Annotated in this window: 1 protein-coding gene; it reads right to left on the bottom strand. The window is 69.4% G+C overall.

Going from position 1 to position 1581, the window contains the following annotated elements; all coding sequences use genetic code 11:
- Positions 1–8: 8 nt before the first annotated feature.
- Complete coding sequence (locus tag ACFV8T_RS45585) at positions 9–1454, bottom strand: NF041680 family putative transposase (protein WP_385339804.1); 1446 nt, start codon at positions 1452–1454, stop codon at positions 9–11.
- Positions 1455–1581: the final 127 nt, after the last annotated feature.

Genomic DNA, 1581 nt, shown 5'->3' with positions numbered 1-1581 from the left:
CTTGGCGTTTATCCTCGGCGGGCTTGGTGTTCCTTGATCGATTCGGCGCGTTTGACCGTCTTGCCGACATCGTGGTGCCTGGCCCGGTTTTTATTCTTCGAGCCTGCAGGCCGTCCCGGCCCTGGCCGGGACGGTTTCGGCGCGGCCGCGGGCCGGGCCGCGGCCGCGCGGACGTTGCGAAACCCCCGCCGCACCCGGGCGGGGGTGAGCCGGCGGGGCTCGGTCGGTCGTTCCCAGGGACGGCGAAGGTCCTCCGCGAGTGGCCGGGCCAGGCGGAGCTGGGTGTGGGCGGCGATGATGAGCCAGGTCCACAGGTCGGCGGTGTCCGCGTGACGGACCTTCGGGGCGGTCCAGCCGAGCGTCTGTTTCATGAGCCTGAAGGTGTGCTCCAGGTCGAATCTGCGGAGGAACGACTGCCACCAGCGCTCCACGTCCGCCGGGGTGGCGGCGGTGGCCGAGCACCACAGCCAGACCGGTTTCGGGTCACGGTCGCCCGGCAGGCGCTCGACCTTCAGGCGGATCAACGTGCCGTGCAGGATGGGCAGTTCCTCTTCCGCGTGCTCCAGCCAGGGGCCGCGGTGGGTGAGCCGGGGGTGCATCCGGTCCCAGGCTCTGGCCTCGGCCTTGCCATAGCGGGTGGTGTCCGTGACCGTAGTGACGTCGGGTTCGTGCCAGCTTTCGGGCTTGCCGAAGGTCAGGACGCCGCCGTGCCGACGCGGCCGTCCGCCCTTCGGCCCGCAGCGGACGGGACCGGGGTCGCGGAGCATGACGCGGTCCGAGCGCAGGCGTCCGACCAGGACGACGGGCAGGTCCGCCAGGGCGTGGGAGAGGTAGGCGACGTCGTAGCCGGAGTCCATAACGATCCAGATCTCCGGATCACCCGCCTGCCACTGCTGGGCCCGGATCAACCGCTCGACGACATTGCGTAGTTGGGCAGCGGTGACGGCGGTTGCGTCTTCCGCCGGCCCCAGGCGCACGGCATCCAGCAACGCGACCCAGGAAGTCCGGCCGGTCTCCAGGGCGCCGACGAAGGAGTACGGCCAGCCCGGCACGAACTGATCCGTCTTGCGGTCACCGCGCCCGTAGACGTGGCAGAACAGCCGGTCGTCGCTGGTCGGGGCGTCCGGGCGGAGCCAGTTGCTGACATCCACGGCCAGCACGATCCGCCCGTCGGCAGCCCTCGGCAGCGGCAGGCCGGCCAGCGTGCGGCGCAACCGCGTCGGCTCAAGCCAACCCCGGTCCAACGCGGCATACAGGGCCCCGTGCCCACGTCGGTGTTCGACCGCCAGGCAAAGCTCGACCAGGGTCTTCACTGGCCCGTCCGCGCACAGCACCGCGTCGGTGAGCTCGAAGAGGGCATCCGCGCGAGCGTAGAGGCATTCGTAGAGCTCGACCCGAAAGCGGGACAACACGTCCAACGCCTCGCCTGCGGGCGCATCGACAGACAGACTCATACACAGCGGCCGTTCTCTTGTACTTCGTGACTCGACATCTCGAAGTGTGAAGAACGGCCGCCTCCGCTGTCCCGGAAAGAACCGCAGATCAGTAGGCCGAGTGACCTGCGACGTTAAACGCCAAGCT

Origin of the sequence: Streptomyces sp. NPDC059832 (assembly GCF_042731715.1) — a bacterium.
Taxonomy (GTDB): domain Bacteria; phylum Actinomycetota; class Actinomycetes; order Streptomycetales; family Streptomycetaceae; genus Streptomyces.
Note: the sequence above shows the minus strand (reverse complement) of the source record. Positions and strands in the feature narration are given on the sequence as shown.